This window comes from Streptomyces sp. NPDC048278 (assembly GCF_040652195.1).
Taxonomy (GTDB): Bacteria; Actinomycetota; Actinomycetes; order Streptomycetales; family Streptomycetaceae; genus Streptomyces.
The window spans coordinates 105,416-123,538 of record NZ_JBEZLP010000011.1 but is presented as its reverse complement, the minus strand read 5'-3'; the positions used below and the strand labels follow the sequence as shown (position 1 = coordinate 123,538).

General features: G+C 70.9%; 13 protein-coding genes. 5 read left to right on the top strand and 8 right to left on the bottom strand.

Features of this window, described 5'->3' with window-relative positions; translation table 11 throughout:
* Window positions 1-50 precede the first annotated feature (50 nt).
* Complete coding sequence (locus tag AB0D74_RS20760; protein WP_362588637.1) at window positions 51-1,670, bottom strand: amidohydrolase; 1,620 nt, start codon at window positions 1,668-1,670, stop codon at window positions 51-53.
* 515 nt (window positions 1,671-2,185) lie between these two features.
* Here AB0D74_RS20760 and AB0D74_RS20755 point away from each other — a divergent pair.
* On the top strand, window positions 2,186-2,983 hold the full coding sequence (locus AB0D74_RS20755; protein ID WP_362588634.1) for a maleylpyruvate isomerase family mycothiol-dependent enzyme: 798 nt from the start codon (window positions 2,186-2,188) through the stop codon (window positions 2,981-2,983).
* 462 nt (window positions 2,984-3,445) lie between these two features.
* On the opposite strand, the gene AB0D74_RS20750 is transcribed toward AB0D74_RS20755, so the two are convergent.
* The 5 genes from AB0D74_RS20750 to AB0D74_RS20730 all read right to left on the bottom strand — a co-directional run bounded on the left by AB0D74_RS20750 (window position 3,446) and on the right by AB0D74_RS20730 (window position 8,741).
* A complete protein-coding gene (locus AB0D74_RS20750; protein WP_362588631.1) occupies window positions 3,446-4,426 on the bottom strand; it encodes a sigma-70 family RNA polymerase sigma factor in 981 nt (326 codons plus the stop codon).
* A gap of 52 nt (window positions 4,427-4,478) precedes the next feature.
* Window positions 4,479-5,828 carry a carotenoid oxygenase family protein gene (locus AB0D74_RS20745; RefSeq protein WP_362589068.1) on the bottom strand — a complete coding sequence of 450 codons (1,350 nt, stop codon included), beginning with the start codon at window positions 5,826-5,828 and terminating at the stop codon, window positions 4,479-4,481.
* Window positions 5,829-5,872: 44 nt separating this feature from the next.
* Window positions 5,873-6,571: an alpha/beta hydrolase gene (locus AB0D74_RS20740; protein ID WP_362588628.1), complete on the bottom strand. Its 699-nt coding sequence runs from the start codon at window positions 6,569-6,571 to the stop codon at window positions 5,873-5,875.
* Between the two features lie 44 nt (window positions 6,572-6,615).
* Window positions 6,616-7,197, bottom strand: a complete 582-nt coding sequence (locus AB0D74_RS20735; RefSeq protein WP_362588625.1) for a hypothetical protein — start codon at window positions 7,195-7,197, stop codon at window positions 6,616-6,618.
* Window positions 7,198-7,355: 158 nt separating this feature from the next.
* Complete coding sequence (locus AB0D74_RS20730; protein WP_362588622.1) at window positions 7,356-8,741, bottom strand: carboxylesterase family protein; 1,386 nt, start codon at window positions 8,739-8,741, stop codon at window positions 7,356-7,358.
* 107 nt (window positions 8,742-8,848) lie between these two features.
* Between AB0D74_RS20730 and AB0D74_RS20725 the strand changes: the two genes are divergently transcribed.
* Window positions 8,849-9,826 carry an Lrp/AsnC family transcriptional regulator gene (locus tag AB0D74_RS20725; RefSeq protein WP_362588619.1) on the top strand — a complete coding sequence of 326 codons (978 nt, stop codon included), beginning with the start codon at window positions 8,849-8,851 and terminating at the stop codon, window positions 9,824-9,826.
* A 30-nt stretch (window positions 9,827-9,856) separates the two neighbouring features.
* Here AB0D74_RS20725 and AB0D74_RS20720 read toward each other — a convergent pair whose 3' ends face one another.
* Together AB0D74_RS20720 and AB0D74_RS20715 are read right to left on the bottom strand one after the other, a co-directional pair.
* Window positions 9,857-10,711 carry an alpha/beta hydrolase gene (locus AB0D74_RS20720; RefSeq protein ID WP_362588616.1) on the bottom strand — a complete coding sequence of 285 codons (855 nt, stop codon included), beginning with the start codon at window positions 10,709-10,711 and terminating at the stop codon, window positions 9,857-9,859.
* Window positions 10,712-10,820: 109 nt separating this feature from the next.
* Window positions 10,821-11,519 (bottom strand): alpha/beta hydrolase, encoded by a 699-nt coding sequence (locus AB0D74_RS20715; RefSeq protein WP_362588613.1) that lies wholly within the window; start codon window positions 11,517-11,519, stop codon window positions 10,821-10,823.
* Between the two features lie 202 nt (window positions 11,520-11,721).
* Between AB0D74_RS20715 and AB0D74_RS20710 the strand changes: the two genes are divergently transcribed.
* The 3 genes from AB0D74_RS20710 to AB0D74_RS20700 all read left to right on the top strand — a co-directional run bounded on the left by AB0D74_RS20710 (window position 11,722) and on the right by AB0D74_RS20700 (window position 17,948).
* The gene (locus AB0D74_RS20710) at window positions 11,722-12,669 is read left to right on the top strand and encodes a helix-turn-helix domain-containing protein (protein WP_362588610.1); all 948 of its coding nucleotides are present in this window, start codon (window positions 11,722-11,724) and stop codon (window positions 12,667-12,669) included.
* Between the two features lie 114 nt (window positions 12,670-12,783).
* On the top strand, window positions 12,784-13,491 hold the full coding sequence (locus AB0D74_RS20705; protein ID WP_362589065.1) for a GNAT family N-acetyltransferase: 708 nt from the start codon (window positions 12,784-12,786) through the stop codon (window positions 13,489-13,491).
* A gap of 776 nt (window positions 13,492-14,267) precedes the next feature.
* A complete protein-coding gene (locus AB0D74_RS20700) occupies window positions 14,268-17,948 on the top strand; it encodes a LamG domain-containing protein (RefSeq protein WP_362588607.1) in 3,681 nt (1,226 codons plus the stop codon).
* Window positions 17,949-18,123 lie beyond the last annotated feature (175 nt).

Here is an 18,123-nt window from a genome sequence, read left to right as displayed (position 1 = left end):
GCGAGTTCCCCTGCCCCGTGCCCCGCGGAAAGGGCGGGCACCGCCGTCGGTTACTGCGCGTCGGCAGGTGTGACCAGGAGGCCGCCGACGAAGGTGTGGGTGGGGGTCAGGTCGCGCAGGGTGTCGCTCGGGCAGTGGGCGGGGTCCTGGTCCCAGACGGTGAGGTCGGCGAGGCGGCCGGGGGTGAGGGTGCCGCGCAGACTCTCCTCACCGTTCAGACGTGCGGCGTTGAGGGTGTGCAGGGTGACCGCCTCGTCGTAACCGATCGCGTGCTCGGGGCCCTTGACGCCGATGGCCGTCTGCCGCGTCGTCATGCCCCACACCGAGCGCATCGCGCCGAACTGGCCGACCGGGAAGTCGGAACCCGCGCTGACCTGCGCGCCCAGGTCGAGCCAGCCGCGGGCCGGGAAGAGGCGCGCGACCCGTTCCGGGCCCCAGAAGCCCTCCTCGACCTCGGCGGTGTCGTGCAGCAACGGCTGCTGGATGGTGACGGGGATGCCGAGGGCGACGGCGCGGGCGCGCTGCTCGGGGCCGGCGAGGCCCCCGTGCTCCATGACCAGGGTGCCGGCGGGCAGGCCGGGGTTGCGGTCCCAAACGCGTTCGTAGACGTCGAGGAGCGTGCGGACCGCCCGGTCGCCGTAGGCGTGGGTGCCGACCCGCCAGCCGCGCCTGACCACCGCCTCGACGGCCTCGACCAGCGCGTCCGGCTCCCAGATCAGCATGCCGGAGAAGGAGTGGTCGCAGGCGTACGGCTCCTCGGTGGCGCCGGCCTCCAGGCCGCCGTCGAGGCCGAACTTGACCCCCCAGACCGACAGCCACGGGTCGGAGGCGTCGCGCCACTGCTCCATGGTGTCGAGCAGATCCTCGACCTGGGCCGCGCTGGTCATGCCGAGCGCCGAGATCAGCGCCCGTACCCGGGTGTGGAGGGCGCCCTCCTTGCCGGCGGCCAGGTACACGGCGTAGTCCTCGGGGGTCACCGCGCAGTCCCGGACGGTGCCGATGCCGGTGGCGGCGTAGTCACGGGAGGCGATGCGGAGACCCTCGATGCGCTGGGCCCGGTCGGGGGCCGGGACCAGGTGTTCCACCAGCTGCAGGGCGTTGTCGATCAGCCGGCCGTTCAGCCTGCCGTCGGCGTCGCGGCCGATGGTGCCGCCGGGCGGTACCGGGGTGTCCTCGGTGATGCCCGCGAGGCGCAGCGCGTAGTGGTTGACGACGTCGTTGTGGCCGCCGCGCTTGACCAGGACGGGGTGCCGGTCGGTGGCCGTGTCGAGTTCGGCCGCGGTGGGCATGCGGCGCTCGGCCAGGTTCAGTTCCTGCCAGTTGGTGGTGGTGCGGATCCACTCGCCCTCGGGGGTGACCGCGGCCCGCTGCCGGATCAGGTCGAGGAACTCGGGGATGGTGCGGGCCCGGTGGACCGGGACGTCCTGGGCACCGAGCCCGGCGAAGACCAGGTGCGTGTGGGTGTCGTCGAAGGCGGGCAGCACGGTGGCGCCGGGCAGGTCACGGATCTCGGTCCCGGCGGTCACCAGGTGGTCGAGGCCGTGCGGGTCGGCGGACATCGCCATGATCCGGTCGCCGCGCACCGCCAGCGCCCGCTGCGGGGCCTGGCCGGGCACCAGCGTGTGCACCGCACCGGCGCGGATCAGCAGGTCGGCTCCGTGGTCGGTCATCGTCTTCTCCCTGAGCTCGAAGCGTTTCGAAGGGTGTCGCTGACAAGACAGTTGTAGAAGCTGGATTGCGATTGGCCGCCATATTCGGATCCGAAAAGCAGGAAACATGTCACCTACTCGCATCAGATAGCAGATCATGCGCCAGAGGCGAGGGAGAGGGGCCGCGGCGTGCCCTGCCCGCGACGAGACCTGTCAGGGGGTCCGCGCACTGGTTCGCGTCAAGGCAGGGGGGCGTCGGTGAACTTGGTGCGGTCCGGGAACAGGATCCCGCCGTGTGGACAGGATCGGCCGGTGTCGCCCAGTCAACTCCCGCGGCCGGAGCCGGACCACGCAGAACAGCACGCAGAAGTTCTCTGCACACCGGAACTCACGCGCACGGTCGTCCCACGTGGACGAGGATCTGCGAAAACTGCCGGGCCCGCTCTCGAAGGCGAGGACGGCGTCCGCAATGGCCGACCGGCGGCGAGTGTGAAAATCGCTGTCCGATCACCGGAGCACGGTGATAGACATCCGGCGTGGAAAAGAGTCTTGACTTCCCTGACCTGCTGCGACTGATCGACGAACGGTCGACCGCGTTCCGTGCCGTGGTCGCCGCCGCGCCCAGTCTCGACGCACAGGTGCCGACCTGCCCCGGGTGGACGCTGTTCGATCTGGTGAAGCACCTGGGTGGGGGAGACCGTTTCTGGGCCGCCATCGTCGGCGCGGGGCCCGCCGACGCTCCCCCGGCCGAGGCCGCCGCTGCGCGGGCGGCTCTGGAATTGCCGCGGGAGCGTGAGGCCCTGCTGGCCTGGCTGGCCGCGTCGACGCAGCTTCTGCTGAGCGCCTTGCGCGAGGCAGGACCGGACGTCGGCTGCTGGGCGTGGTGGAGCGCCCTTCAGACGCCGCGGACCTCCGGCGGAGTCGTCCGGCACCGGGCCCAGGAGACCGCGGTGCACACCTACGACGCCCAGCTCGCCGCGGGCGCCCCGCAGCCACTGCCCGTCGAGGTCGCCCTCGACGGTGTCGAGGAGTTCCTGTTCACCTGCGTCGCTACGTCCAGTGCATGGCCGCACAAGCCCACGGCCTTCGACTTCCACGCCGCCGAGGGCCCCTCCTGGCGCCTCACGGTCGACGGCGACGGCGCACGCTCCACCCGCATCCCCGCGCCGACAGCCACGACCGGCGAGGACTCGGACGCAGCCGGCGCCTCCATCCATGGCACGGCCGGCGAGTTGGTCCTCTACTTGTACGACCGTGTCCCGGCCGAATCCTTGCACGTTGGCGGAGACGCAGGGCTGTTCGACCTGCTCCGCGCCTGGGAGCCGGAGAATTAGGACGTGGCGGGGCGGTTGGCCACGCCTCGCTCGGTAGGACACGGCTCTTCGCCAGGTTTCTGCCGGAACTCCTCGCTCAGCACGAACACGTGCTCGTGCATCAGGACGGTGCCGAGGTCGCCGGCCTCCACGGGGCCGCGGACGCTCTGCACTTGTGCGGGCGGGGTCGTGTGGGTCCTTCGGGCTTGCGCCGTCGCCTCGGGGGTGTCGGCTTGATCGGATGCAGCAGGGGCGGGATCGGGCGGGGCCGACGATCCGATGCGCCGACGCGCCCGGCACATGCGGCGGTGTGCGGACCGGGCCGTCCGTACGCTGTCCACTCTGCAAGGCGGGGCGAGGACGGTCTTTCGCGTCGGCGCGGAGTGCTTGCGCGCCGACGCAGTCCGTGCGCGCGCACCCGGCTCCACGACGGCGTCGGTCACCTCGTGCGGGCGGTGCCGGCGGGCGGGAGCAGTGAGAGCGCTACGGCTCGGGGAAGACCACGCGGAGGGTCCGGACCCGCCTGTTGCGGCGGAACATGAGCCAGGCGAGGGTCGGCGGGCAGGGGTCGGTGCTGCCGGCGGGGTTGGTGACGTCCATTTCCCAGATGGTGACGGTACGGCTGGCCACCACATGGCGCAGATGCTGGGTCACGCCTTTCTCCCGGTTCCTGCGCATGGCCGGGATGGGATGGCAGCGTTCGCCCGGCGTGCTCAGGACACCGACCAGTTCGGTCTCGGCCGGCCACAGCTCCAGGATCTCCCTGGGCTGACGGCCGCGCCGGGCGCCCTCCAGCGTGACCTCGGCCTCCTGCCGGCTGTCCTCGGTGAGCCGGGCGGCGTCGTCGTGCACGTGCGTGGCGGTCGTGAGCAGAACCTTGGCGAGCTTGGCCCGGGCCTGGTTGAGGCGGCTGCGCACGGTACCGACCGGGATCTCGCAGGCGTGGGCGATCTCCCGGTAGGAGGTGATGCCGCTGAAGTGGCGCAGCATCAGCACCAGCCGCAGCGGCTCGGGCAGTTGCTCCAGCGCGTCCCAGATCCAGTCGCGCATCGCGTGCTGGTCCACGACCCGCTCGGGATGCATGAGCTGCGTGGGATAGGGGGGATATGAGCGATACGGGGGATACGGCAGCCCGTCGTGGCACGTGTGCAGGCGGTCGAGGCTTTCCGGACGGGCCGGTGTGTCCCGGTCGGCGCGCAGCCGCATGCGGCAACTGTTGCGCACGATCGCCCGCAGCCACGCGCCCACGGCCGCCGGGTCGCGTACGTCGCCGATGCGGCGCAGCGCGGTCAGCGCGGCGTCCTGCACCGCGTCCTCCGCGTCGGGGCCGTAGCCGAGCAGGCTCAGCGCCACCGCCCGCATCGGCGCCTGGTGGCGGGCGAGCAGCAGACCGAGCGCCGCGGTCTCACCGGCCTGGGCCCGGCGGGTGAGTTCCTCGTCCGTGGGCGGGTCGACGGCTGTCATGGTGGGCGAACGCCTCCGTGGGGACGTGGTTCGGTAACGCATCATGCTCCGGTCAGGACCGTTCCGGCAGCCAGCTGCCGTGGAAGCCTGCCGGGACGGGGTACGGCAGCTCCACCACCGCCTGGACGGCGAGCTCCCGGGCGTCGAGGACGAGCAGCTCGCCCGCCTGGCCTCGGTCGTCCGAGACGAGCGACAGCAGCCAGCCGTCGTCCTCGCCGGCGCCGTCCGCCGCCGGTACGAAAACGGCCTCGCCGGCCTGCCGGCTGCCGGGCGTCCTGTGGAGGTGACGGGTGCCGGTCCTGAGGTCGTGCTTGGCGATGGCGGCGCCGGAGACCGTGTAGAGGTAGCGGTGAGGGTGTCCGGTGCGGGCTTCGTTGTGGGTGGGGAACTCGGCTTCGCCGTCGTCCAGTTGGGCCTCGGTGACGCGACCGGTGGCCGGGTCCAGGGTCCAGCGGTGCAGGACCGAGGGGGCGGCGGCCGGGGAGCGACCCGGTTCCCGTACCGCGACCGGGCCGCCGATGCCGGACCACGCGTCGCGGAAACCCGCGGGGTCGTGGCGTACCGCGTCCAGCACGATCCGGCCGTGGATGTCCTCGTAGGCGTTGCCCACGTGGAAGACGTAGCAGGGATCGATGTCGTACCAGCGCACGTCGGTGCTGCCGGGCGCGCGGGACATGATGCCGAGCCGGGCGCCGTACCCGTCGTCCCACCGGTAGGGCATGCCGCCGCGTCCGGCCAGGACGGGGTCGAGGACGACGGGAAGGTCCAGCCACACGATGTGGTGCGCGGTGACGGCGAAGTCGTGCATCATCGTCGGCCCCGGCACCTCGACCGGCCGGCTGTCGAGGAGTTCTCCCTGTGCGGTGACCCGGTGATAGGTGAGGTACGGCGGGGCGAACCCGGTGCCGAACAGGTGCAGTTCGCCCGTGACGGGGTCCCGTTTGGGATGCGCGGTCATCGCCGTCCGCAGCCGCCCGCCGAAGTCGTACGGCCCGACGGTCTCCAACTCGTCGGTGACCCAGTAGGGCAGGCCCGCCTCGCACAGGGCCAGCACCATGCCGGCGTGCCGGATCACGTGCGTGTTGGCGGGCGTCGCCGCCAGGTCGACGGTGCGGTCCTCGCGGATGAACGGGTGCCCCGCCAACTCCCGGGTGCGCACCCACCGGTTGCGGTACCACTCGGCGCGCCCGCCGCGCAGGCGGATGCCGTGCAGCATGCCGGAGCCGGTGAACCAGTGCCCGGAGACCTCACCGGGCGGCGGGTTGGGACCGTTGCGCAGATAGCGGCCGTCCAACTCGGGCGGCAGCGCACCCCGCACGGTCAGGCCGGCCGCCGCACGCTCCTCCGGGACCGGCGCGAACCGGCCCCGGAGGTGGCGAGGAAGGGACGACCCAGCGGGCATGCCCTCGGTCACGCCCTCGGTCATGCCTTCCGGCACGCCTTCCGTCATGCCCGCGGTCCGGGCGACGCGGCCTTCCTGACCAGCGCGGCGACCTCGGCGGGCTTCGACACGTACACGGCGTGGCTGCCGCTCGTCTCGGTCACCGCCGCCCCGGCCCGTTCGGCCATGGCGCGCTGGGCCGGCGGCGGGATCATACGGTCCTCGGTGGCGACCAGGTAGAAGCTCGGCCTGTCCCGCCACGCGGGGTGGGTGACGGTCCCGCCCAGCGCGGCCACGCCCCAGGGCACCTGGGAGTCGGCCAGGAACCGGGCCTCGTCGGCGGGCAGGTCGGCGGCGAAGGACGCGGCGAACTTCTCCCGGTCCAGGAAGAGGAAACCGTCGCGGGGCGGCAGGATCGGCGGGACGGGCGCACCGGGCGGCGGGTCGGCGATCAGCGTGTTGACGGACTCGTCCTTGTCGGGCGCGAACGCCGTGACGTACACGAGCGCGCTCACCTTCTCGTGGTTGCCCGCCTCGGAGATCACCGCACCGCCGTAGGAGTGGCCGACGAGCACGGTCGGGCCGTCCTGGGCGTCGAGGACCATCCTGGTGGCGGCGACGTCGCCGTCCAGGGACAGGGTGGGGTTCTGGACGACGGTGACGGTGTAGCCGTCGGCGGTCAGCAGGTCGTAGACCCCCTTCCAGCCCGAACCGTCGACGAACCCGCCGTGGACCAGGACGACGTTCCTTGCTTCAGCACTCATGTGTACGCACTCCTCTTGGACGGGTGAGCTGATGCCCGGGTGGACTACTGCGGCAGGACCGTGACCGGCGGCTGGGCGGCCTGCAGACGCGCCTGGGCACGGGCGGGATGGACCTTCGTGAAGACGGCGGGCCCGACGAGGCCGACGACGTGAGCGGCGATGCCCACCCAGGCGGGGGCGTCCACCGCGCCCGCGACGGCCAGGCTGACGCCGATGAACGTGAAGCCGGTCCCCCAGGCGGCGGTGATGTGGTTGTTGACCCGGACGAACTCCGGCATGTCCCAGAACTCGCGTGGCGTCTGGCGCTTGGCGATGCCCAGCGTGAAGGGGCGGCGGATCGCCAGCGTTCCCCAGGCCGTGGCCGCGAGCCAGGCGAAGGAGAGGACGTCGGTGTGGTGCGACAGGGACGAGTGCGGCCTCGCGAGGGCGACGGCTCCGACCACGGCGAAGTACACGATGGTGCTGGTCTCCAGGATCAGCGCGTCGAGGTCGACTCCACGACGGCGGTCCTGAAGCAGGAGCAGCAGCCCCGAGGCGAAACCGCTGGCCGCACCCCAGCGCCAGTCCACGAAGCCCGACACGAAGCCGGCGACGATCCAGGGGATGAATCCCCGAAAATAACCCATTGAGCCCATTGAGTCTTCCTTGGTGAGCCAGAACGAACGTGGTCGACGCGGACTGGATGCAGGGCGGACGCGGAAGTTCGCACACGGACATGTGGCGTCCGTCACATGCGGGCACCCCGATGGACGCCAGGGTGGAGGGGAGCGGACGCGCGCCCCTCTCAGCCGAAGTGGCGGATGCGGGCCGTGGTCGCGGGGGCGTAGGGCAGCCAGTCGCCGGCCGTTCCGGTGGCGACGAACTCGGCGACGGCGGTCGCGAAGGCGTGGCCCAGGGCTCGCTGGGCATCGGCGGCACCGGCTCCGGCACCGGCTCCGGCACCGGCTCCGGCTCCGGCGAGGAGGGGGCTGTCGGGGTAGGCGTCGAAGGTGTGGAAGAGGAAGGGGAGTTCGGCGCAGTGGGTGGCACCCAGGCCGTACGGGTCCTCGGCGGGGGCGTGGTCGAACTGGTAGACGTAGGTGGTGTTGCCGCCGGCCGCGTGGTGGTCGGCGATCTCCAGCGAGCCGTCGCGGAACAGACTGTCGGTCTGCACCGCGGTGAGGTTCTGGACGCGGGGGTCGAAGGCGGTGAAGGCGGTGGCCTCGTCGCGGGTGGTGCCGATCAGCAGGGGCTTGCCCTCCAGGGCGCCGTCGGCGAGGGCCTGTTGCCGGGTGCGGGGCAGGCCGGGGGCACCGAGGACCGGGTACATCGGCGGGGCCGCGGTGCCCGGAACGGCGAGCTGGGCGGAGAGGCGGCCGTAGGCGTCGAGCAACTGCTCGGCGGACAGCGCACGCAGGGCCTTCGCGGTGTCCGTGCCGTCCGGGACGCCCAGCAGCCGCAGGTAGGCGGCGGCGTGCTCGGCGGCCTGGTGGGGATCCTGCGGGTGCAGGCCGAAGGGGCCGCTCTGCAGCAGTACCCGGGTGACGGACCCGTTCGTCGCGGGGTCGAGGGCCAGCATCAGGGAGGAGTAGGCCCCCGCCGACTGCCCGCCGACGGTCACGGTGCGCGGATCACCGCCGAAGGAGGCGATGTTGTCCTGCACCCAGCGCAGTACGGCGGCCTGGTCCTGGGCGCCGAGGTTGGCCGCGCCGATGTGCGGCAGGTAGAGGTAACCCAGCGGTCCCACACGGTAGTTGGCGGTGACGACCACGATGTCGCCCAGGGCGGCCAGGCGGGCGCCGTCGTACCAGTCCCAGCCGCCGGAACCGCTGGTGAAGCCGCCGCCGTGCCACCAGACCAGGACCGGGCGGGCCGCGCCGTCCGCCGGCGCCCGTCGCGGAGCGAAGACGTTGGCGGTCAGGCTGCCGTCCTCGTTCCAGTCCGGTACCCGCTTGCCCTGTACCTTCTCCAGCCGGGAGGCCGCCTGCGGCACGGACGGTCCGGCCTGCGCCGCGTCCCGCACGTCCGTCCAGCCCGGGTGCGACCGCGGCGGCGCGAACCGCAGCTCCCCCACCGGCGACGCGGCGTACGGGATGCCCCGGAAGGAGACCGCCCCGCCCTCCACGACTCCCCTGACCCTGCCCCGGTCGGTTTCCACGACCACGCGCTCGATACCGGTCACCGTGCTCACCTGCTCTCTCTCGTCTCGGTTGCTCCGGGACCTTTCTAGGCAGGCATCGAAATCTGAGCCAGAAACGCCCGCTCGAATCGAGAAAGAAAGACATAGAATCTCGAAACATGGAGAAAGCACGCCACCGATTGGATGAGACGGACAGCCGGATCGCCGCCGCGATGATGGCCGCCCCACGTGCCTCCTGGCGCACGGTCGGCCGCGTCCTCGGCATCTCGGAGCGCACCGTCGTACGCCGTGCGGCACCGCTGTTCGGCGACGGGTCCCTGCGGGCCACGGCCGTCCGCAACCCCGTGCACTTCCCCGACCTGATCCCGCTGGCCCTGCGCATCCGCTGCAAGCCCAACCGGATCAGCGCCATCGCCGCCACCCTCGCCCGCCGCCCCGACACCATCTGGGTGGACGTCCTCGGCGGCGGCGACGAGATCTGCACCATCCTCTTCCTGGACGGCCCGGACGCCCGCAACAACCTGCTGCTGCGCGACCTCCCCGCCACCCCCGCCGTCCAGTCCTGGACCTCACACGTGCTGCTGCGGGTCTTCCCGGCCGCCTTCGACTGGAGCGGCGGCCTGCTGACGGAGACCGAACTGGCCGCTCTGCGGCCCGACATGCCCCAGGCAGCCGCCCGGCCGTCCCTCCAGCCCCTCGACCACCAGCTGATCTCCGCACTCGTCGAGGACGGACGCGCCTCCTACACCGACCTCGCCCACCGCGCCGACACCACCGCCCTCACCGCCCGCCGCCGCCTCGAAGCACTGACCGCCGGCCAGATCCTGCGGCTCGCGACCGAGGTCGACCTCGCCCGGCTCGGCATCCGCGCCGAGGCAGTCCTGTGGATCACCGTCGCCCCCGGCGGCCTGGAGGACACCGGCCGGCAGCTCAGCCGCCACCCGCAGGTCCGCTTCGCCTCCGCCGTCACCGGGCCCGCCAACCTCCTCGTGGCCGTCGCCGCAGCCGACCTCGACGCGCTCTACCTCTTCCTGAGCGAGACCATCGGCGCCCTCCCTCACGTCACCACCATCGACGTCACCCCCATCCTGACCGGCGTCAAGAGAACCGGCCTGGTCCGCCCGGGCAGCCTCTGAGCCCGCCGCAAGCCGTACCGTGGCCCGGTGTCAGCAGGTGGCCCGGGCGGCGTCCTCGATGAGGCGGGTGGTGATGTCCGGGTGGCTGATCATGGCGACGTGGGACGAGGTCGGCACTTCGACGACCTCGCGGAAGTTCGCCCGGCTGTACATCCAGCGTTCGGCGGCGGGCGGGATCGCCTTGTCCTGGCCGGCGACCAGCCCCCACGACGGGATCGTCCGCCACGCGGCGGCCCGGGTCGGGTAGGTGAAGGAGTCGGCGTCGAAGGGCCGCTGGGTGGCCTGGAGGACGCGGAACGCGGCGGCGGGTATGTCGGCGGCGAAGGCGGCCTGGCCGTCCTTGCTCAGGTAGAGGTCGGTCCCGGTGGTGCCGTCGGGCTTCCTGTAGGAAACCGGCACGCTCACGGGCAGGACCTCGCTGCCCGGGAACTTGTCGATGAGTTCCCCCTGGGTCTCGCCCACGTCGGGCACGAACGCCGCGATGTAGACCAGCGCCTTGACGTTGCTCTTTCCGGCGGCGGCGTTGGTGATGACGGTTCCGCCCATGGAGTGCGCGACCAGCACGACAGGGCCGCTGACGGAGTCCAGCAGGCTCGCGATGTACGGGGCGTCGGTGGGGATGCCCCGCAGCGGGTTCGACCCGGCGATCGTGGTGTACCCCTTCCCCTGCAGCTTCTGGACGACTCCGTTCCAGCACGACGAATCGGCGTAGCCGCCGTGCACCAGCACGACGGTCGGCTTGGCCTCGGAGGTGTGGCGGCCGGCCGCGGACGCGGTCCGGGCGAACGGTCCGGTCAGCCCGGTCAGCGTGGCCGCGCCTGCGACGGCGGCACCGGTGGCGAGCACAGTGCGGCGGGTGGGACGGCGGGTGAGGTCGGAACTCATGGACGCTCCTGTGGTTGTCGGGTGTCGTGCGCGGGGTGATGGGGCGAACAGCCGGGCGGGGGGCCGGCCGTGGGGTGACGGGGCGCGGCGGCGCGACCTGCCCCGCGTGTCACGACTGCTCGTCGGGTCCTTGTGCCGCTTGGGCGATGACGGCGGCCACGACGGCCGGCCGGGACACGTAGACGGCGTGGCTGCCGGGTGTCTCGGAGACGGTCGCCCCGGCTCGCTGGGCCATGGCGCGCTGCGCGGCCGGGGGGATCATGTGGTCGTCGGTGGCGACCAGGTACCAGGACGGCCTGGTCTGCCAGGCGGGCTGGGTGACCGTGCCGTCGAGCGCGTCGACGCCCCACGGGACCTGGGAGTCGGCCATGAACGCCGCCTCCTGCCCGGGCACGTCGGCCGCGAAGGAGGCGGCGAACCTCTCGCGGTCCAGGAACAGGAACCCGTCCCGGGGAGGCAGGATCGGCGGGACCGGTGCGCCCGGCGGCGGGTCGGCGATCAGAGTGCTGACCGACTCGCCCTTGTCCGGGGCGAACGCCGTGATGTAGGCGAGTGCCGCGACGTTCGGGTGGTTGCCGGCCTCCGTGATGACGGCCCCGCCGTAGGAATGACCGACCAGCACGGCCGGGCCGTCGAGGGCGTCGAGGATCTGCCGGGTGGCGGCGACATCGCCGGCCAGCGACAGCGTGGGGTTCTGGACGACGGCCACCTGGTAACCGTCGGCGCTGAGGTGGTCGTAGACCCCCTGCCAGCCTGATCCGTCCACGAAACCGCCGTGCACGAGCACGACGTTCCTGATTGTCGTCATGGGCTCTCCTGACCGGATGGGCAGGCGTCGCACCTGCCCGGTGCGCCCATCAAAGTGATCCGCAGCGCGGGTGAACACGCAGAACAGCACGCAGAACCGGGGTCCGACCACGTCCCGGGCGGCGTCCGGCTCGGACGGCGCCCGGCCCAGGCGGCGCCCTGCCCAGACGGCGCCCTGCCCAGGCGGACGTACACTTCGCGGCATGCCGGGCATTCTGAGCTTCGAGGGCGTTGTCGCCGGTGACCGGGCCGAGTTCTGGCGCGATGCCTGCACCCGGACCTTCGTAGGTGTCGAGCCCTCGGGAAAGCCGGGCGCGGCGATCGGGGGCAGGGTCCGGGCCCATGAGGTCGGCGGACTGGCCGTGGGGGACATCGCGGCGACCGCGCAGTCGATGACGCGCACGCAGCGGCTCGTGGACGAAGCCGATGCCCACTACGTGCTGCTCGGCATGCAGGTGCAGGGGACGGGCGGGATCACGCAGGGCGACAGCCGGATCCGGCTCGATCCGGGTGACTGCGTGATCCTGGAGTCGCGCCGGGGATTCGAGTTGGACTTCACCGACTCCTTCAACCTGTGGGTGTTCGCGTTTCCGCAGCACCTGGTGCGGCTCGGCGAGCAGGATCAACGGCGGCTCGCCGCCCGGCGGGTGGACGGCCGCAGCGGGCTGGCCGGGGTCTCCCGCCGTGCGCTGCTGGATCTGGCCAGGAACGCCGACGACCTGAGCCGGTCGCCGGACTCCGGTGCACTCGCGCTGGCGAACGATCTGCTGGTCACGCTGCTCGGCGAGCCGCTGGCCGAGAGCCGGCAGCTGGCCGGCTCCCTGCAGCGGACCCTGCCGGTACGGATCAAGGACCACATCGACCGGAACCTGGCCGACCCGGGACTCGATCCGGTCCAGGTGGCGGCCACGTTCGGCATCTCCACCCGGTATCTGCACAAGCTCTTCCGACCCGAGCGGGAGACGGTGGCCCATTACATCCGCGACCGGCGGCTCGAACAGGTCAGGCTACGGCTGCTGGACGCGTGCTTCGCCGACCGGCCGATCTCGGCCCTCGCGTTCGACGCGGGCTTCGGCGACCTCAGCGGCTTCAACCGGGCGTTCAAGGCCAAGTACGGGGTCAGCCCCCGGGAACTGCGACAGGGCGGGTAGCCGCCGGGGTGCGCTCCGGTCCCGGCCGGGGTGCGCTGCCGTCCGTGTCCGCGCGGTTGTGGGCCTTCCATCATGGGAGCCCGTTGTCGCGCAGGTGCCCGGCAGGAGTGACCCATCACCACACAGAACGGCTTCGCCGCACTGCTCCGCGGCCATCGGCGTGCGGCGCGCCTGACGCTCGAACAACTGGCTGAGGCGTCGGGGGTGAGCGCCCGCACGCTGTCGGACATCGAGCGCGGCCGGAGCAGAGGACCACAGCACCGGACCGTCACCGCGCTGGCCGACGCCCTGGCACTCGACGGCGACACCCGTACCCGTTTCCTGGAGCTGGCCCGCGACGGCAGGCTCGAAGACCACTGGAACCGTCCGGCCTCCGGACTCCACGAACTGCCCTGCGGGGTGGCGGACTTCACCGGCCGCTCGCAGGAGCTGATCTGGATGAGCGATCTGGTCTACACGGAAAGCGCACCGGGCGTCGGCGTCGTCGGGCTGATCACCGGTTCCGCGGGCCTGGGCAAGACCACGCTGGCCGTCCGCGCGGCCCACACCTTACTGCCGAGCTTCCCCGACGGCGCCGTCCTCCTCGACCTGTTCGGCCTCTCGCCACACCCGCTGCCCGTCCCCGACGCCCTGCGTCGGCAGGGCATCGGTGCTCGCCTCATGGACGAACTACGCGCCTTGGCCGCCGCGGGCCCAGGATGCAGCCGGGTGGAATGGATGACTGACCGCGACAACCCGGGCACACGCGCCTTCCACGAGTCGCGCGGGTTCACCGAGTCCGACGGGAAGATCGTCTACCGGATCGACTCCGGCACCACGTGAGGGTAGGGCGAGACCAGGAGAAGAAGAGCACTACACAAATTGCGACAGCAACATCGCTATCAGGCCCGGACGTGGATGTCGGCCGGATTCGTCTGCGTCGGGATCCCCGCGCCTCGTGGACGTTTCCGTAAAGGGGCTGTGGCGTAAAGGAAGGGCCTTCGCACCCCATTGGGAGTCTGCACGAGTGGGGGCCAGTTGCTCCATGCTTGGAGGTCATTCACGTCAGCAACGGTATGCGCGATGGAGCCCGGGGCGTCGTGGTCCAGCCGCCGACAGAGGCCGAAGTGTCGCGTTACGGATATTCCGGAACTCTTGCGAGCGGCCCAGGCCGAGCAGTGTCTTGGCGTGCCTGGCGCGAGCGGCTGCGTACTCCTTGGAAAGTTCTTCCCGCAGCCCCTCGGGCAGCTTCAGCCGCAGCATGTTCGGCCTCTTCGCCGCGCTCCATAAGGACAGGAACTGCCCCTGTTGTCCAGCGCGATCGGCAGACCTCTGACGCAGGTTGGGCCCTCGCGAAGCATGACTCGGAAGTCCTAGGCGGCTTTGTTGTTCACCCGGAAGGCTACCTGTCTGCACGACGCGGCAGTCAGCGCCCGGTGCCCGCCAACCCCGTGAGCAGTGATCGAGTACACACTTGCACTTGACTTGTGCATGCGTATCTACTGACCCCCGAAGGTAAGAATTAGGTGAGAAAAACGGGGGGTGTGCGTATGTCGTGGCGTGCTGCATTCAGGGTAGACCGGCGAAGAACACGCTGGTGGACGACCGGAATTACGTCAATGGCTCTGCTCGTGTCGCTGCCGACGTTCGCAGCGACCGCCTCGGCGGCGACATCCGCAGACACGCCCTCCGCGTCCGTCTCCCCGGAGACGACGTACCGCACAGCAGCGGAGCGCGCGGCTGCCACTGGGGAGCAGGTCGAGGTCACCAGCGAGCGCACTGAGTACTCGACCACGATGGCCAACCCGGACAACACCTACACGCTCGTGCAGTCGGCAGTGCCGCAGCGGGTGAAGGGCGACGACGGTTCCTGGGAGTCGGTGGACGCCACCCTCGAACGTCGGGCTGACGGTGCCGTGGGCCCTAAATCCGCCGTAGTGGACCTGTCCTTCTCCGGGGGCGGCGAATCTCCGATGGTCACGCTGGGCAACGACAAGGGTGCCATGCAACTGAGTTGGCCGGGCACCTTGCCCGAGCCACGACTCGATGGTGCCAAGGCCGTCTACCCGGAGGTTCTCAAGGGCGTCGACCTGGAGCTCACCGCGACGGCCGAGGGTTACCGCGAGGTGCTCGTGGTCAAGTCCGCGGCCGCGGCGGCTGATCCGGCCCTCGAACGGATCGTGCTGCGGGCGTCGACTTCCGGCCTGGATGTCGTACCAGGTGCGGGCGGCGGCCTTCGCGCGGTCGATGCGGACGGCAACACGGTCTTCAAGGGCCCGGCGGGACAGATGTGGGACTCCGCCAGCCAGGTAGAGGGATCGGCAGCCGGTACGCGCACTCAGTTCGTGACGTCCGACGAGGCATCCGCTCCCGCCGAGGTCCCCGACCCGGTTGAGGAGGGCACCCAGCCGCGCGCCGGTGACACGAGTGCTGTGATGCCAGTGCAGGTCGACGGCGATACCGTCTCGGTCAAGCCGGACCTGCATCTGCTGCGCGGCCAGGACACCGTCTACCCCATCTACATCGACCCGTCGGTCGGCCTGGGCGTCTCTGAGCGGACCGTGCTCTCCTCCGACGGCGACAAGTTCTGGCAGTTCAACGGCGACTACGGTGTCGGCCGATGCAGCGTCTCCGGCCCGTACTACTGCGGCAACAACTACACCAACCGGATGTACTTCGAGTTCTCGCCCTCGAAACTGGCGGGCAAGTACGTTCTCGACGCGACTTTCCGTGCTTACGAGACCTGGTCGTTCAGCTGCGACGCCAAGTGGGTTGACTTGGAACGCACCGACAACATCTCCGAGGGCACCAGGTGGCCCGGCCCCACTCAGCTGGACCAGATGGGCGACCGATACGTCTCGGCAGGCCGCGGCACCCAGTGCTCGCCCGAACAGCCGGACTCGTGGGTCGAGTTCAATGACAACCCGGACGAGACAGACGAGAACCTCACCTCAACCGTGCGTAGCTTCGCCGACGGCAAGATCAGCCGTCTGACGTTGATGCTGCGGGCGAAGGACGAGTCCGACGCCGCGGCCTGGAAGCGCTTCGACGACAACGCCGAACTCAAGGTCAACTACGCCTTCAAGCCCGGCGTACCGACCGACGTCGGCCTCATCCCGGGCGACGGCACCACCGCCTACTGCAAGACGTCCTCCTCCGACCCGCTGATCGTCACCCGTGTCGACCCGATGGTCCAGGGTCGGGTGCAGACCAAGGTCGAGTCCAACATGGGCGACGAAGAGGGTGATCTCCAGGCCGAGTTCGTGGTCGAGCGCGGTGACGACGCCGCCTGGCACCAGGTGTGGACCGGCTACCGCCCGGACACCGGCTGGGACCCGGACGGCACCCTGGAGAAGATGCGCACCTCCAACCGGGCCGACGGCGGCCTGTACCGGCTGCGCTCACGCACCCAGTCGCACTGGTCGTACGGCGGCAAGAGCGGTGATCTGTTCTCCTCCTACTCCGGCTGGTGCTATTTCAAGATCGACTCGACGGCCCCGAAGGCCCCGACGATCACCTCGCTCAGCCCGTACACCGCGTGCACCGCCAACCTGTGTGACGGCAAGGGCGGTCCGGGCGTGGCCGGCAGCTTCACCTTCAAGCCCAACGCCGCCGACCCCGACATCAGCGGCTACCGCTGGCGGCTGCTGACCAGCTCCGCCGCGCAGACCAAGAGCGTGGCCGGATCCACGGTCACCGTCACCGACGTCACGCCATCGCTCGCCGGCACCCAGGTACTGTCGGTAGAAGCCAAGGACGTGCGCAGCCGCTGGGGCACGCCCGCCGAGTTCAGCTTCAAGGTCGCCCCGGCCCTCGGCCCGTCCGGTACCTGGCACTTCGACGACAGCGTGCCCGGCTCGGGCGCCACCGTCGCCAAGGACACCGCGACCGAGGGCACCCGGCACGACGCCACCCTCTACACGGACGGCGCCGGCTGGTCGTCGCTCGCCCGCCGCGGCGACGCGGACTACTCCCTGTGGATGGACAGCACCGACCCGGCAAAGCAGCAAGCTTACGCGGGCACCTCCGGCCCGGCCGTGAACACCAAGGACTCCTTCACCGTCTCGGCCTGGGTGTACCTGACGGACGCCTCGCAGACCCATGTGGTGATGGCTGCCCCGGGCACCTCCGGCTCGGCGTTCACGCTGTACTACTCGGCGTCGTACAAGAAGTGGGTGTTCAACCGTACTGCTGCCGACGTCAGCAGCGGCGCGGTATACATGCGTTCCCTGGGCGACGCGACGAGCCCGCCGCTGAAGGTGTGGACGCACCTGTCCGCCGTCTTCGACACCAAGAACGACACCGACAAGACGAACGACAGCATCCAGCTGTTCGTCAACGGCCGTCCCCAGGGCCAGCCCGTGGTGCTCAACTCCCTGTCGACCGCCTACACCCCGTGGGTCGCCACCAGCGGTCTGCAGTTCGGCCGTTCCCTGACCGGCGGTAACTACGGCGAGTTCTTCCGTGGTCGTCTGGACGAGATCAACGTGTGGCAGCGCGTGCTGACGCCTGGCGAGATCGCCCAGCAGGCCATGCTCCTGGAGAACGGAGTCCCCGCCAACGAACTGGTCGCCCAGTGGGACGCCGCGTCATCCACCGGCACCGAGATCAAGGAGCTCTCCTCCTACCCGGTGCCGAACATGGCACTGTCGTCCTCCGGCGCGACCCTGGACGCGGAGAACAACGCCCTGGTCCTCGACGGCACCTCCGGCTACGCCACCGCCACCGGACCGGTCACCGACGAGAGCGGCTCGTTCACCGTCACCGCCCGGGTCCGGCTGGACTCCGCGAAGCTGGCGGCCAAACCGGTCGGTTACCAGGCGCAGGTCGCGGCACAACAGGCGAGCACCGGTGAATCCTCATGGGCGCTGTGGGTGGTCAAGCCCGCCGACGGGATCTACCAGTGGAAGTTCACCCGCAGCGCCCTCGGCAGCGACGGCAAGGTCGCCCAAAGTGCCGAGGTGCCCGGCGGCGATGTCGCTGAGACCGACACCTGGGTGCAGGTCACCGGCGTCTTCGACGCCCAGGAGGCATGGGAGTGGACCGACCCCGCCGACGCGACCAAGACAGAGACCCGCTACGGCCGGCTCCACCTGTACGTGGGTGAGTTCGACCAGCCCTCCGACACCGCGTCCGGATTCACCGCCCCGCAGTACGGCAGCGGCGCCCTCACACTCGGGCGCGGCACCAAGGGCGGCACTACCGGTAACTACCTGCCCGGCTCACTGGAGGAGCTGCGCGTGTGGACCGGCGCGATGACTGCCGACCAGATCCGCTCGCAGGTCCTCGGCAGCGTCTGATCCAGACCGCCCGTCATGGGCGGAACTGCACTGATCCGGCCCGGAGCGCACCACACCGCGCCCGGGCCGGTTCGGCTCGCCCGCACGCCGGCCGGCGCGCCTCATGAACGTGCTGACTGCCGACCGCCGACCGCGGCCTTCGGCGGCCTGCGCTCTTTCCGACCATTCCCTCGCG

Excerpts from the sequence above, each read along its gene's own strand:
- AB0D74_RS20760 (WP_362588637.1), bottom strand. The coding sequence starts at position 1,670 with ATGACCGACCACGGAGCCGACCTGCTGATCCGCGCCGGTGCGGTGCAC.
- AB0D74_RS20750 (WP_362588631.1), bottom strand. The coding sequence starts at position 4,426 with ATGACAGCCGTCGACCCGCCCACGGACGAGGAACTCACCCGCCGGGCC.
- AB0D74_RS20745 (WP_362589068.1), bottom strand. The coding sequence starts at position 5,828 with ATGCCCGCTGGGTCGTCCCTTCCTCGCCACCTCCGGGGCCGGTTCGCG.
- AB0D74_RS20740 (WP_362588628.1), bottom strand. The coding sequence starts at position 6,571 with ATGAGTGCTGAAGCAAGGAACGTCGTCCTGGTCCACGGCGGGTTCGTC.
- AB0D74_RS20735 (WP_362588625.1), bottom strand. The coding sequence starts at position 7,197 with ATGGGTTATTTTCGGGGATTCATCCCCTGGATCGTCGCCGGCTTCGTG.
- AB0D74_RS20725 (WP_362588619.1), top strand. The coding sequence starts at position 8,849 with ATGGAGAAAGCACGCCACCGATTGGATGAGACGGACAGCCGGATCGCC.
- AB0D74_RS20720 (WP_362588616.1), bottom strand. The coding sequence starts at position 10,711 with ATGAGTTCCGACCTCACCCGCCGTCCCACCCGCCGCACTGTGCTCGCC.
- AB0D74_RS20715 (WP_362588613.1), bottom strand. The coding sequence starts at position 11,519 with ATGACGACAATCAGGAACGTCGTGCTCGTGCACGGCGGTTTCGTGGAC.
- AB0D74_RS20710 (WP_362588610.1), top strand. The coding sequence starts at position 11,722 with ATGCCGGGCATTCTGAGCTTCGAGGGCGTTGTCGCCGGTGACCGGGCC.
- AB0D74_RS20700 (WP_362588607.1), top strand. The coding sequence starts at position 14,268 with ATGGCTCTGCTCGTGTCGCTGCCGACGTTCGCAGCGACCGCCTCGGCG.